Genomic DNA, 13,322 nt, shown 5'->3' on the forward strand with positions numbered 1-13,322 from the left:
AAGAAGCGAGGTAAGAAACCAGCCAAACATGACATACCACATCTGAGAACTCCGATAGTAGCCGACTACCCGGCAGTTGCACCCGCCTTGTTCGGCGCCGAAAGAGCGGAAATGGTGCTATTCTGTCGGCGGTTGGTTCTTGTAAATACAGTCAATTCAGCCACACGAGGTTTGCCTGGGATCAGGAGGCTGGCCAGATAGCCAGTAACGAAACAACTGCCGATTCCGACCAGCGGATAGAGAAACAGATTGATCGACGTATGATATTTGACGAAATACATCGCGATCGCGCCGACAAGGGCCCCGAGTAGAGCACCCACTCCATGCGTTCGAGTGGTAAACATGCCCAACAGGAACAGTCCCGCCAGCACTCCCGCCACGGTGCCAACCAGCATTAGAAAGGTGTCCCACAGCGAAATCGCACCTGTGGAAGCCATGTACGTCGCCATCATGGTCCCAAACACTCCCAAGAGCCCCGTTGTAACTCGGGCTAGCAGCAGCTGGTGGCGGCTATTGGCAACCGAACGAAAGCGATTGTGAATGTCGGTGACGTAGACAGTCGCGACACTATGCATGGAGCTGTCGAGGCTCGACATCGCTGCTGCGAACACGGCGGCTACTACCAAGCCGGCCACACCTACTGGCAACTGTTGGGCGATGAACAACGGCACAATACCATCGGTCGCAATGGTGGGATCGAGGAACGTGGGGTTGGCCTTGTAGAACACGTATAGAGCGGTCCCCATGGAAAACGCCAGGATAGCCCAAGGGATCGACACCGCTACATCAAGCCACAGTGCCCTGCGGGCGGTCGCCTCGTCCTTGGTAGTGAGGTACCGCTGCACGACGGTTTGGTCCGCAGTCAGCCCACTAAAGCGTGTCAGCACGTTGCCGACTAGAATGACCCACAGGACCGCCTGAGTTGGATCGAAACTCAAGTTGGCCAGCAGAAGCTTGTTATCGGAGCTTGCCACTTGCCACAGTTGAGTCCATCCGCCCGGAGTTTCCGCAACCACGGCTGCCACGCATACGACCGCTCCGCCCATGAGCACGATCGCCTGCATGACGTCGGTCCAAACCACTGCTTCCATCCCACCAGCGACCGTGTAGATAGTTGCGACAACACCCATGATCACCACGCAGTGGATAGTACTCAGACCGGTGACCGCGGCGAGAGCGATCGCGGGGAGCAGCAGCACGACTCCCATACGTCCAAGCTGAAGACAGCAAAATGCAACCGCGGCCACCAGGCGCGAAGCATAGTTGAAGCGTAGTTCGAGATACTCGTAGGCCGAAGTGACGTTCAATGTGCGGAAGAACGGGATGAAGACTCGAGTTACAACGGGGACAATAATGAACCAGGTCAACACGCCGGCGAAGTAGGTCCAGTTGGTAGCGAAGCTCTTGGCCGGTATAGCTAGAAAGCCGATGGAACTAACCTGCGTTGCCAGCAAACTCAACCCCGCCGCCCACCACGGGATACGGCGGCCAGCCAGGAAAAAGTCTTCGGACGTGCTTTCGTTCTTCGTAAAATAGAAGCCAACGCCCAGCAATAGGACAAAGTAGCTCCCCATGACTGCAAAGTTGAGGACCCCAAACGACTTGCGTTCGAGGCGCAACTTGCCCAGCAGCATTTGCTTGCTGCGCACACTTGGTCGGAGTTCGCCATCGGGGACCAAGAATCCTCCCTGCCAATCAACCACCGTGGCTGCTGCCACGCCGAAAGGCATGTCTCCGACTTTGGTCCAAGTATCAGTAATCGTGTGATATGCTAAGACATCTTTCGGAAAGTGATAGTTGTCTTTTAGCTCTTGCCACCTATCGACGTCGTGTCCGTCCGACCCTGAGAACAGGAAAATGTGAGCAAATCCCTTTGCAGTTGCCGGGGCAAGCAACGCGGGGCGTGGTAGATCGGCGATGCGTGTCCACTTCTCATTCGACGGATCAAAACGATAAGCGTCCTTCAGGTACTCACCGCCCCCTTTGCCACCCAGGTAATAGAGTCCCTCTGAACTGCCATTGCTCTGAGTAACAAGGGCAGCTCCAAATCGCGCAACACCAGGACATCGAGGGAGTGGTTCCCAGGCTAACTCCTTTCTCTCCGCAGAAGTCGATCTATGGGGGACTATCAAACGGTGAGCTTGATGAATTTCATCTCCACCCCTGTTGAGTCCACCAGCAACATAGATGGTGGTATCCGTCGCACCCTCGATGGCGGCAGCCGACAGCTTGTCCGCGGCAATCGGCAGCGCGGGCCAGGAATTGTCGAGAGTTGCCCTACGAAGCTCTTTGTCCCACTGCATAGTGAATGCGTTGGCAGTGGCAACTTGGCCGTCATTTCCGCCCAGGCAGAGCAAACCCCACCGCGTTTGGACAACGGCACCGTGCGCCAATGGGGTTGTCAACGAGCCTCCGTCAATCCATTGAGGATCGGTACTGGTCGTGGAAGGAAGCAACACGTGGATCCGGTCGCGAAACAGCTTCTCTCCACCTTCCCAGGCAGGCTTCGAGAATGTTGAGCCACCGGCGACGATCACAACGTCTTGGAGCTTGCCTACTAGACAACCTGCTACGCCAAATTCATCCGGAACAGGCGGCAATTCAGTTGAGTCCCGCCATTCAAACCAACTCGTGGCTTCCGATGCTCCGGATTGGCCGGGGATATCGCCTGCATCGCTTGTGGCTGAGACCACACACACAATTAGGCTCAAGATTGAGAATCGTGTGAGTGGCTGGACAAACAACATTCGCCCGCTACTCCTTCACAACCAAGTGGATCATGATGTTGAAACGAGGAGACTCGCCAACGGCTTCGGTGCACAGTCGGAGCCATCCGCCAAAGTGGCTAAGCCTCAGAAACCACACTCCCTGCCCTGACATTTCTGGAAAGTGGCTGCCCTCATCCACCCAGTGAATTCCGTCGGCTGAAATCTGAGGGTGAGCCCGCAGTAGATCCGTGTCGTTACCAGCGTCTTGAATCCGCACAAAGTAGATAGCCTCGCTGGCCCATGCACATTCGAAAGGCTCTGTAACAAACTCGCCCGTGAGTTCTTTGTGACGCGCAAGTGGCTGTGTTATGGAGTGTCTCACCGCTGCGTACCCTTCAGGCATAGATGATCTGGAGCAATCGCACTCCAACCGAGCGCTCTGGCATTACAGTCCGACTGTTCGGCCTAATCACAAGAAATCAGAATACTATCGACGTAGAGAAACACTCGTCGCTGCTGATTGGATTCAATCCACACCACGGGGTTAACCAGCCCTGTGATCCCCTTGTACGGAGCTACATACGTGGGCCTTGTGCCTCGCAGATCATACACCTTCGGCCCAACCTGCAGCTCTACATACTCGCGAGTCGCCGTGTCGACCTGGAATCGCAAATACATCCAGTTGATCTTGTCGGGCGATTCGTTGTAGCACAACAGTTGCTCCCCGTTGGGGACCCATTGAAATGCATCGCCGCTGCCATCGGCGTAGCGGCGACCAAACCAGACGGGATCGACCCCCCGCTTGCACCAATCGCCCTCTCTGCCGTAAGCCCACTCAGCGTCGGTTACGTCAGCCGCCTGCATCAACTGCCAACGTCGAATCTGCTCATCGTCGGCAAAGTTCACATATCTGACGCCCGGAAAGTAGCGATACTGCTCGTCTTGCAGATCGAACAAGACGCCAAATGCACGTACGGCCGACTCTCCGGTTCCTGCGCGATCCTGTTCAGCGGTGTAAGAAAACCACATTTCGAATTGCAGACGACCCGCAGGTCGAAACGTGGTGAGACGTTTGATCGCGTGGCTTAACCCACCTGGCGCGGGAGGTCCCTCGTAAGGATTTGCTTCCGCTTTGGTAGCCAGCTTCAAAACATAAGTTCCGGACATACCTCCATGCGTCCCGGCATAGCCGAAGTTCGCGTTGGAGAGCATCACCGGACCGAACTCGTGCTTGGTGACCATGCTCGGTCGAGGCCGATGACCTTCGAGTACGAAGTTGTTCATCAGATCCATCCAACCACTTTGGCCTTGATGAAAGGCGTCGTGTGCGAGGATCGCCGGCAGAGGATTGAACCGCGATAGTTCGGGCATCCCTGGGTAAGGGTGCACTGGGCGTTGGGAGTGCGAATCGTCGAAACGCTTGGTCTCGAGGTGCGCAGCAGGTGCCGCCGCAACTCCAGCGGTACGAGTCAGGCGGCCATCGGTCGACTCTAAGCTCATATGACAAACCTCAAGCAGTGAACGCAGCAGAATGCGCTACCGGCAGTTGGGGATTCGCGGAAAGGTCCCGCGACCGAGCTGACGAGGCGCTATAGCGACGATGTCACAGGAGTATAGATGTGCCGACCCCATCACGCAACCGCCGTTAGCCGCATAAGGGGGTGAAATTGCGTTTCGATGTCGGTCTTTGAGGCTCTCGAAGTTCAGTCCGCGACGTGCTCATGGTGGCAACATCGCCTGAAATTGACGCCATGTGTTATTCTCGACGCAACCCGAAAAAGATTCCAGAATTCTCAAAAACTGGCTTGTGTCGCTGCTGGGATCGCGTATGTTGGTCACTGCTATAGCGATGATGTGGTGTGATATAGCAGTGTAGTACTTATAGGGAAATCGCCCTCCATGACGCTCCGACAAAAGGCCTATGATCACATTCGCGGAAAGATGCTTCGTGGGGAGCTACTTCCGGGTAGCCGACTTTCCAATCGTAAGCTGGCCGCCGAAGTTGGGGTTAGTTTTATCCCGGTTCGTGAGGCCATCGGGCAGTTGGTAAGCGAGGGACTGGCGGAGCATCGTTCGAATTTTGGCGCGGTGGTTCGCAATCCCAGCCGCGAGGAAATAGTCGATCTGTACGATTTTCGCATGGCACTGGAGTGTCATGCGGTGAAGACGGCGGCGGAGCATATTACAGCGGGCGAGATTGCCGAGTTGCGTGCGCACAGCAACCGAATGACCGAAGTGGTGGAGAGCCTTCAAGAGTCTCCAACGGGTGGCATCCGAGAGGAGCTCACCAGCGAACTATTGGCGATCGATGCAGCGTTTCATCTGATTATGCTCAGGGTCGCAGGCAACAGCCTGGTAATGAAGACGGTAAGTGATTTGCGGGTGATGGAGCGCGTGTTCGGTCACCGCCGATTCACTTGGAGCAAGTCTTCGCTAACGCGGATTTGCGAGGAGCACAGCCAGGTCATCGATCGCCTGGAGGAACGAGATGCTGTCGGCGCCGCTGATGCGATGGCGCACCACATTTCACGAGGGCAGAAAGCAGCCCTCGACGCGTACGACCGACGGCGCGCTAGCGAAGCGGCGGAGCGGGCGTTCTCCGGACAACTTCAGGACTACAGCAAGGAGTAATCGCAGCTCGTTACTGATTCACAACTTTGCTAAATGCGAAGTCTGTCGTGTAGAGCGGCCACCTCGTCGTTGTTGAGTTGATCGTTCTCCTTGGGCGGCATGGGCGACCAGTCTCTCTCCCGCCGAACCGAGATCAGAAGTGGGTTTTCATCGGGCCGTGCTATCTCAACGGCGGCCTCGCCACTATCGCCACCCTTGAAGGTGCCGGAGCGTGTGGTCAGGTTCAGCCCACCTGCTAGCTCGTCAATCTCTGCTCCGTGACAGGCAATGCACTTGTTCGTGAGAATAGGTAGCACTCTCCTAGCGAAGATCAACTCACCTTCCGTCACGGCATCAACAGGAAAGGCAACTTGGTCGCCCTGGGCGTTACTCGCAACTAGTGCAATCAGGAGTTAGGGCCGGCTATCGACCAGTGGGCCATCTTGAGCAGCAAGCGCTCTAAGTTCCGCTTCGGTTGCGCAGATGCGATACTCGACTTCGTACCGCTTCGACTCGCCTGGTTCCAAATAGGCGGTGATGCTGGGGTGACTGTCGTTGTCTGGACCAAGAATCGAGCCGAAGAACGGTTCGAGCGCAGCGACGTAGCTTCCGCGGGGACCGAAATGGAGCCAATTGCCCAGGCGGGGCAGGGCGTCGGCCGAGTAATTCAGGCTCACGCCGAGTTGCCGCTGTTCGTTCAAGATTCCAATGTGTATGTTTCCTTCTGGATCGGACACGGGCTCCGCGATCACCAGTTGCTCGCGCGCCGCGCAATAAGATTCGTGAGGCGCAGCGACAAGTTTGCTTTGTTCGATGGGTGTCGATGTGGCGTGCTCAGCGCGGAAGTCGTGCAGTGTCCCGCTGCCTTGGTAGATGAAACGGGCGCCTTCGTCCAGCAGCGGATAACCAAAGTTCACGTGGTACAGCAGTGCATGGCGGGAGCGCTCGTCTCCTCGGTTGGTCACCTCGTCGGCGATGGCGAACCATGGCTCGCCTAGTCGGCAGCGGACCTCGCGTCGGACCTCGAGATTGGGCCCAAACATCCGCGTATCACGAATGAGCATCACGATGCGCATGTCCAACCGGCCTTGCTGCGGATCTGGATTGACGACTTCCAGCACCGCGGCAGGCGTGCTGGAGAACCGGCCGTGAAGCGAGGTGACATCCTCGCCATCGGTACGCGGTGCGCCCATTAGCTCAGGCCCACCTGTGGTGACCAACCCTCCAGGCCAGCCTCTAAGCCACTCCAGCTCTTGGTGATACGCGTGACTCGGTGGCTTGTAGTCGTTTGGCGTCAGGTAGGCGAGGTTCAATTGGTTGTAGCTGGCTTCCACCACATCGCCACCGCGGTCCAGAGCGAGCGTGAATCTCAGTCCGGCCCCTGTATTGACGAACGCCACCCGGCACGATTGTCCTCCGTTCGGGTTGGGGTAATCGAGCGCACCGGTGCGGATGCCGCCCGCCTGTTGGACGTTTTCGAACTTGGTAGGATCGAAAGTTGTGGTCGACATGGAAAGCCTTGGATTGAAGGGCGAATAGTTGATCTATGGTTCTTGCAGCGAGCCGCTGTTCTGTTCGCGAAACTCGCCGGGCGAGACGTGCATCTGGGCGCGGAATTGTCGGGCGAAGTGGCTGGCGTCGTAATGTCCGGTCTGTTCGGCGATTGACTCGATGCTATGAGCGGTTTCTCTCAGTAGCACGCAAGCGGCGTTGATGCGCACACGTCGCAAGTAGAGATTCGGTGTGATGCGAAACAGCTGTTTGAACACGCGTTTGAATTGGCTGATGGATAGATGCGACAGCTTGGCCAGGCTCTCGACGGTGATCTTTTCCGAGTAGTGATTGGTGATGTGCGTGATCGCGGCGTTCAATCGTTCGTAGGGTTCCAACATCGCGCCGGCCTTCTCCAAATCGTACATGATGCCAGCCACGCCGATAGTCTTTCCGTCGGCATCCAGCAGTGGAATCTTGGTTTCCACGTACCAACGGAGTATGCCCGAAGAGTTTGGCACCGCGCACACGTGTTCGTTCAGCGCCTGACCGCTTTGAATGACGGTTTTATCCTCTCTACGGTACTGATCCGCCACCTCGCGTGGGAACAGGTCATGATCGGTTTTTCCAATCACCTCCGCCTCGCCCTCGAGGCCCAGCACTTCGATCAACGCTTGGTTAACATGGACAAAACGGCCTTCCAGGTCCTTGGCAAAGAAATACGACGCTGGCAGATGGTTGAGAAGGTCCAGCAGTTGGCCAGGGCCCGCCAACTTCTCAAAGAAGGCGGGTTTCGTGGGAGTCCGGGCCGCTTTGCGATTTTCGGGCATGAGCCGATTATACCGGAAGTCGAATGCTTCTTACATTGCTTCGTGGTGCAATTGACCGGAAACTGCAACAAGTCTCGCAAGTGGTCCAATGGGGACAATTCTGGTGGGACGTTCGACAGTGTCTCATACCAACAAGGTGGGAATATGGCGGATTCTCAACTGGCGGACAATGTCCATCAGGTTCTGGAAAGCGCGCTCGATGCCGGTGAAGGGTTGCTGAGGCTCTCGCCGACGTGGGTTCCTCGCAGTTTTCTCCATCCGGGCAAGCGGATTCGTTTGCATCCCGACGACTACTACGCCTACGGCGCCGAGCGCGGCGGCATCGACGAGCGGTGGTTCGCCAGCACCACCGACGCAGCCAACGAAGGCCGCGTGTGGCACGAGGGGCAGAGTTTCGCGGTGTTCGGCGGGAAGCGGTTCTTGCTGAAAGACGCTATCCAAGAAGCCGGGCCGCGGATGATCGGCCAGGCCATGTGGGACGAGTACCAGCGGTGGCCGGTCTACTCGAAGTTCTTCGACAACATGGGGCCCATCCCACACCATATGCACCAGGGCTTTGAAGACGCCAAGCTGGTTGGGCAGGAGGGAAAGCCGGAGAGTTACTACTTCGCACCTCAGTACAACAACTGCGACAACAACTTCCCCTACACATTCATGGGTCTCGAACCCGGCACCACCAAGGCGCAAGTCCGCGCGTGTCTGGAACGATGGGACAAAGGGGAGAATGGTATCCTCGATCTGTCGAAGGCCTACCGTTTAAAGCGCGGCACGGGCTGGCTCATCCCACCCGGCGTGTTGCACGCACCCGGCTCGCTCTGCACATACGAGCCTCAGTGGGGAAGCGACGTTTTTGGTATGTATCAAAACCTGGTCGAAGGACGCGTGGTCCCGTGGTCGCTGCTGGTGAAAGACATGCCTGAGGAGAAGCATCAGGATCTCGATTTCATCGTCGAGCAACTTGATTGGGAGCGCAACGTTGACCCCAATTTCAAAGCCAACAACTACTTGGAACCCATCACGGCAGCCTCCGGCGAAGGCTGGCGAGACGATTGGATCGTCTACGGGCTAGTGGACGGCGCACAGCTCTTCACCGCAAAGCGCTTGACTCTCGAGCCCGGCGCCAAGTGCGAGCTCCGCGATCCAGGAGCCAGCGGTTGGATCACCGTGCAGGGCAAGGGGCGCATCGGCTCGCTCGCGCTGCAGACTCCCACCATGATTCGCTTCGGCCAGGAAACCGAGGACGAAGTCTTCATCACTCACGAAGCCGCCACGCGTGGCCTGGAAGTCGAAAACACCGGCAGCGAACCGTTGGAGGGGCTGCGATATTTTGGCCCCAACACGTTCGACAGCGTGCCCAATGTAGGCGATGCGTCATGAGCAACGGCTATCCCAAGCTGCATAACGCGATGTGGCCCGGTGTGGTGGGAAAAGGAACTCAGCCAGGCGAGGAGCCGCCGCTGAGCCTGCAGCGCATGCTCGATCTGACAACCGCAGCGCAGTCGCATGGACAGTCGTTCGATGGTGTCGACCTCTTTTTGTTCGAGCCGCACCTCGATCCCACCGCCAGTGAGAGCACCCTGCGAGAATTGGCCGAGGGGATTCAGCAGCGCGGGTTGGCCATTGGCTCGTTGGTAGCGCCGGTATGGCCCGGTACGGTGGGCGACTCGGCGATGGGGGACGAGACCGCGCGGCAGAAATTCCTGCAGGCGGTGGAGCTGGCTTGCCGCGTCGCACGGGTGTTCGATGATTCCGGTGTGAGGACCTCCGGAGTGGTCCGCATCGACTCTGCTGAGTTTGGTGTCGACAAGTGGCGGAGCGATCCCAAGGCAAACACGACGAAGATCGCCAATACGTTTCGCGAAGCCGCGCGTATCGCCGCCGATGCGGGACAGCGCCTAGCTGCAGAAGGAGAGATTTGCTGGGCCGGTATGCACAGTTGGCGGGACATGCTCGACCTGCTGGAAGAAGTCGACATGCCCAACACGGTTGGCTTCCAAGCCGACCTGGCCCACACCTACTTATACCTACTCGGCTATAACGCACCCGAACACGCGCTCTTGTCGTCCGAGTACACCGACGATGAGTTCTACAGTACCTACGCCGAGATGGTTACCAAACTTCGACCGTGGACAATCGATTTTCACGTCGCGCAGAACGACGGCGAGGTGAAAGGGGCTGGCAGCCACGACAAGACGGGCAAGCACTGCCCGCCCGACGACCCCAACGGGAAACTGGACATCGTCCGTTGTGCATCTTATTGGCTGGAGGGCGCCGAGGATCGCGGCATCCAACACATCTGCTGGGATGGGTGCATGTTCCCCAACGAAGTGTTAGAGGAATCGAGCACATGGGATGCGGTGCTGTCAACCATGATTCAGGTGAGAGAAGCCCATGGCTGGAACTAGCAACAACAAAGAAGAATTGCGAATCGGCTTGATCGGCTGTGGCTTCATGGGTCGGGCGCACTCCAACGCATTCAACCGTGTAGCCAACTTCTTCGACCAGCCTCTCGTACCGCGGCTGGTGGCCGTCTGCTCGCGCAATGAGCAGCAGACTCAGCAGTTCGCCGATACTTGGGGATACGAGTCGATCGAGACCGATTGGCGCGCGCTGGTCGATCGCGACGACATCGACGCAGTGGATATTTGCGTCCCGAACCATCTGCACTGCGAGATTGCCACCGCCGCTGCCGCGGCCGGCAAAATGGTGCTGTGCGAAAAGCCCCTGGCGATGAACTCGCAAGAAGGCGAAGCGATGTGCCGCGCAGTAGAAGACGCAGGCGTCGCCAACATGGTGTGGTACAACTATCGGCGCGTTCCGGCGGTGATGCTGGCCAGTCATCTCATTCAGGAAGGCAAGCTAGGGCGCGTATTCCATTACCGGGCGAACTTCCTGCAGGATTGGACTATCTCTCAGGACGTGCCACAGGGCGGAGCCGCGCTGTGGCGACTCGATGCGGCCGAGGCCGGTTCCGGCGTTACTGGCGACTTGCTGGCCCACTGCATCGATACCGCGCTGTGGCTTAACAGTTCGATTCGCAATGTTTCTGCCATGACGGAGACTTTCGTCAAGCAGCGCCTGCACCAGTCGACCGGCGAAATCGCACCAGTGAAAATCGACGACGCGTGTGCGTTCTTGTGTCACTTCGAGAACGGCTCGCTAGGTGTGTTCGAGTCGACCCGCTACGCCCGCGGCCACAAGGCGCTCTACACGTTGGAGATCAACGGAGAGCACGCATCGCTCCGCTGGGACTTGCACGACTTGCACCGACTGGAGTACTTCAGCCACGACGACGAAGGGCGCCTACGCGGTTGGCGGTCGATCCACGTGACCGATCACGACGGTACCCAGCCTTACATGGACAAGTGGTGGGTGCCCGGCCTGCAGATTGGGTACGAACACACATTCGTGCATCAAGTGGCCGACTTCATCGAAGGTCTGGCAACTGGCGAGCCCGCCGCGCCGACATTTCGCGACGCCCTGGCGACACAACGCGTGTGCGATGCGGTGCTCGAAAGCGCCGCGTCCGGCAGTTGGATCGACGTATCGCAGTAGTACCCAGCACAGGTAACACCATGAATCAGCCTTTCTCTACGTCGCGGCCGCACGGAACCACACGCCTGGTTGTTTCTGCACTCGCAATTCTGTTCTTCACTTTCCCCTTGCGAGGTTTGTCTGCAGAGAACGCCGAAGAGGGATTTGTTTCACTGTTCGATGGTGAGTCGCTCGAAGGCTGGGATGGCAATCCCGAGTTGTGGAGCGTTGTCGATGGTGTCATCCTCGGAAAGACCTCGGACGTCGCTCCGCTGAAGCGCAATGAGTTTCTCATCTGGGACGGAGAGGTTTCCGATTTCGTTCTGAAGATCGAGTTCCGCATTGCCGACCGCGGCGTGGGAAACTCGGGAGTGCAATACCGCTCGAAGCGTCACAAGGACGAAGGACGTTGGGTGATGGGCGGATATCAGGCCGATATCGAACGCACCAATAAGTACATGGGCATCCTGTACGAGGAGCGCGGGCGCGGCATCCTGGCGTTGCGGGGGCAGGAGGTTGCGCTGAACCGGGATGGCGATAAGCTCGAGAAGGAGGTCGTGGGCTCCACCGGTGATCCTGCGGATTTGGTTGAAGATGTCAAAGCAGGCGAGTGGCAAACTATGGAAATCGTCGCCCGTGGAAACCACCTCGAACACAAGCTGAATGGACGCACTTTGGTCCGCATAACAGATAATGACGACGAAAAGATGGCAAAGAAAGGTCAGCTTGCTTTACAATTACATGTTGGGCCGGAAATGCAGATTGAGTTCCGGAACATCCGACTGAAAGATGAAAGTCCTGACAAGGACGAAACCAAAGAGTAGGTGCATCTCTGCGACGCACCGCATCCACTGGAAGTTCAATATGCGCTCCACACGTACGTCTACCAGCCGCCGTGATTTTCTCAAGACCGCGGCGAAAGCCAGCGCGCTGGCTGCTCCCATGTTCGTCCCTAGTGCGGTCCTCGGACGCAACGGAGCTACGCCTCCCAGCGAACGGATTGTGGTCGGTGGCCTGGGGATCGGGCCACGCGGTCGTACTGACCTGGGTTGTTTCCTAACGCAAGGAGATGCCCAATTTGTCGCCGTGTGCGACGCGCAGAAGAGCCGCCGCGAGTTGGTCAAACAAATGGTCGATGGCCATTACCAAACCAGCGATTGCGATATGCTACGGCACCCCGACGAAATTCTGGGACGAGACGATATCGACGCTGTGCTGATCGCCACCGGCGACCGCTGGCACACGATGGCGTCCATCCTGGCTGCGCGAGCTGGCAAGGACATCTACTGCGAGAAACCCTGTTCGATGACCATCGAGGAGAGCCTGGCGTTGGCAGATGTGATCGGCCGTTATGGTCGCATCTACCAGGCAGGAACTCAACGCCGAACCATCCCGAACTTTCAGTTTGCTGTCGACTTGGTACACAGTGGCAAGCTCGGCAAACTGCACACGATGCACGCGCACACTCTCAACCCAGCCGGCACCCGTAAGTGGCTGCCCGAAGTTCCACTTCCCAGCAAGGAAGAGATCGATTGGGACCTATGGTTAGGTCCCGTACCATGGCGGCCCTATAACCCGATCTACGCGCGGGGTGGTTGGCGAGACCACTACGATTTGCACAGCGGTGGCATCCTGGAGTGGGGGGCTCACACGGTGGATCTTTGCCAATGGGCGAATCAGTCCGATGGCACGGCTCCCGTTGAGTACGAACCGTGGGACACCAACGTCACGGCGACTTACGCCGATGGAGTGAAATTGGTGATGCGCGATCGCGATACCGGCTGGCTCGGATTAGGGACTTGTCCCGTGCGATTCGAAGGGGACGAAGGCTGGGTGGAAACCGGAGACAGTGGCAAGATCGCTGTCTATCCCGAGTCGCTCCGGTCCGAGATCGAAGTGATCGAAATGGCGGGCACTGATCCGAAGAATCACGTCCGCGAGTTCCTCGATTGCGTGCGATCGCGCCGGCCTTGTTCGGCCAACGAGAAGGTCGCTTCGCAGTCGCATATCGCCTCGCATGCTGCCACGATCGCTTGGCGACTTGACGAGACGCTGAAGTTCGACCCCGAGCAGAATCAGTTCGTCGACCACCCCATCGCCAATCGCCACTTGGCTCGCGCGGTGCGTGAGCCATGGCGAATTTAGTTTC

At 57.8% G+C, this 13,322-nt stretch carries 12 protein-coding genes; 6 read left to right on the forward strand and 6 right to left on the reverse strand.

The genetic code is table 11. The annotated features are described in order from the left end of the window. Nucleotides 1-65: 65 nt before the first annotated feature. The 3 genes from ACQK2L_RS05980 to ACQK2L_RS05990 form a co-directional block, all read right to left on the reverse strand. The gene (locus ACQK2L_RS05980; protein ID WP_425396021.1) at nt 66-2,303 is read right to left on the reverse strand and encodes a sodium:solute symporter family transporter; all 2,238 of its coding nucleotides are present in this window, start codon (nt 2,301-2,303) and stop codon (nt 66-68) included. Nucleotides 2,304-2,754: 451 nt separating this feature from the next. Beyond that, complete coding sequence (locus ACQK2L_RS05985; protein WP_425396022.1) at nt 2,755-3,090, reverse strand: hypothetical protein; 336 nt, start codon at nt 3,088-3,090, stop codon at nt 2,755-2,757. An 83-nt stretch (nt 3,091-3,173) separates the two neighbouring features. Then, a complete protein-coding gene (locus ACQK2L_RS05990) occupies nt 3,174-4,208 on the reverse strand; it encodes a DUF6772 family protein (RefSeq protein ID WP_425396023.1) in 1,035 nt (344 codons plus the stop codon). A gap of 399 nt (nt 4,209-4,607) precedes the next feature. Between ACQK2L_RS05990 and ACQK2L_RS05995 the strand changes: the two genes are divergently transcribed. Next, complete coding sequence (locus ACQK2L_RS05995) at nt 4,608-5,339, forward strand: GntR family transcriptional regulator (protein WP_425396024.1); 732 nt, start codon at nt 4,608-4,610, stop codon at nt 5,337-5,339. Between the two features lie 29 nt (nt 5,340-5,368). Here the strand turns inward: ACQK2L_RS05995 and ACQK2L_RS06000 are convergent, their stop codons facing one another. From ACQK2L_RS06000 to ACQK2L_RS06010, 3 genes are all read right to left on the reverse strand, one after another. Then, the gene (locus ACQK2L_RS06000) at nt 5,369-5,653 is read right to left on the reverse strand and encodes a c-type cytochrome domain-containing protein (RefSeq protein WP_425396025.1); all 285 of its coding nucleotides are present in this window, start codon (nt 5,651-5,653) and stop codon (nt 5,369-5,371) included. 78 nt (nt 5,654-5,731) lie between these two features. After that, nucleotides 5,732-6,829: a DUF4432 family protein gene (locus tag ACQK2L_RS06005; protein WP_425396026.1), complete on the reverse strand. Its 1,098-nt coding sequence runs from the start codon at nt 6,827-6,829 to the stop codon at nt 5,732-5,734. 33 nt (nt 6,830-6,862) lie between these two features. Beyond that, complete coding sequence (locus tag ACQK2L_RS06010) at nt 6,863-7,639, reverse strand: helix-turn-helix domain-containing protein (RefSeq protein WP_425396027.1); 777 nt, start codon at nt 7,637-7,639, stop codon at nt 6,863-6,865. A 144-nt stretch (nt 7,640-7,783) separates the two neighbouring features. Between ACQK2L_RS06010 and ACQK2L_RS06015 the strand changes: the two genes are divergently transcribed. From ACQK2L_RS06015 to ACQK2L_RS06035, 5 genes are read left to right on the forward strand one after another with little or no spacing between them, the layout of a single operon-like run. Next, entirely contained in the window at nt 7,784-9,016 is a 1,233-nt protein-coding gene (locus tag ACQK2L_RS06015; protein ID WP_425396028.1) for a hypothetical protein, read from the forward strand. Next, complete coding sequence (locus ACQK2L_RS06020; RefSeq protein ID WP_425396029.1) at nt 9,013-10,044, forward strand: sugar phosphate isomerase/epimerase family protein; 1,032 nt, start codon at nt 9,013-9,015, stop codon at nt 10,042-10,044. Before ACQK2L_RS06015 ends, ACQK2L_RS06020 begins: the two co-directional genes overlap by 4 nt. Further along, nucleotides 10,031-11,194, forward strand: coding sequence for a Gfo/Idh/MocA family protein (locus ACQK2L_RS06025; RefSeq protein WP_425396030.1), 1,164 nt, complete (start codon nt 10,031-10,033; stop codon nt 11,192-11,194). The genes ACQK2L_RS06020 and ACQK2L_RS06025 overlap by 14 nt, the downstream gene beginning before the upstream one ends. Before the next feature lie 20 nt (nt 11,195-11,214). Then, nucleotides 11,215-11,997 carry a 3-keto-disaccharide hydrolase gene (locus ACQK2L_RS06030; protein WP_425396031.1) on the forward strand — a complete coding sequence of 261 codons (783 nt, stop codon included), beginning with the start codon at nt 11,215-11,217 and terminating at the stop codon, nt 11,995-11,997. Between the two features lie 40 nt (nt 11,998-12,037). After that, nucleotides 12,038-13,318 carry a Gfo/Idh/MocA family protein gene (locus ACQK2L_RS06035; protein WP_425396032.1) on the forward strand — a complete coding sequence of 427 codons (1,281 nt, stop codon included), beginning with the start codon at nt 12,038-12,040 and terminating at the stop codon, nt 13,316-13,318. The last annotated feature ends 4 nt before the right edge of the window (nt 13,319-13,322 follow it).

The organism is Aeoliella sp. (genome assembly GCF_965227375.1).
Classification (GTDB): domain Bacteria; phylum Planctomycetota; class Planctomycetia; order Pirellulales; family Lacipirellulaceae; genus Aeoliella.